This is a genomic window from Haloferax sp. Atlit-6N, assembly GCF_003383195.1.
Lineage (GTDB): Archaea > Halobacteriota > Halobacteria > Halobacteriales > Haloferacaceae > Haloferax > Haloferax gibbonsii.
In genome coordinates this window covers 1-526 of record NZ_QEQJ01000176.1, presented here as the reverse complement: position 1 = coordinate 526, position 526 = coordinate 1, and the positions used below count along the sequence as shown (strand labels likewise).

The window sequence follows — 526 nt, the reverse complement described above, 5'->3', positions numbered from 1 at the left end:
AGCAGGGCCGTGCCGCAGAGTCTTACACCGTCGCGGAACTGCGCGATCAGCTCTCGGGGCTCGATACGGGCGGCCAGGAGCCACAGGTGCTCGACTTCGGTCCCGACGAGATCAGCGAGGTAGCGATCGTCACCGGCTCGGGCGCTGACTGGCTCGGCGAGGCGGCCGACGCGGGCGTCGACGCGCTCGTCACCGGCGAAGGGAAACAGCAGGTGTACCACGAGGCGCGCGAAGCGGGCATCCACGTCTTCCTCGGCGGTCACTACGCGACCGAGACCTTCGGCGTCGAACGCCTCGCCGATCTCGTCTCCGAGTGGGGTGTCGAGACGACGGTGCTTTCGCATCCGACCGGCTTGTAACCGTTACGGCCAATCGTTATCACCCGAGATAATCGGCGGGTCGGCTTTTTATCCGATGTGTCGTTAAAAAGTGTAGATGCAACGGTCAGGACTCTTCGAATCCATCCGGTCGAGCTATGGGGCAAAGCTCGGCGTCGCGTTACTCGCTGTCGTCGCACTCGTCGTCG

The 526-nt window shown here is 63.9% G+C and carries 1 protein-coding gene; it reads left to right on the top strand.

Features of this window, described 5'->3' with window-relative positions:
- Positions 1-359: Nif3-like dinuclear metal center hexameric protein (locus DEQ92_RS21795; RefSeq protein WP_199522967.1), on the top strand; the 359-nt coding region annotated here is incomplete at its 5' end.
- Positions 360-526: the final 167 nt, after the last annotated feature.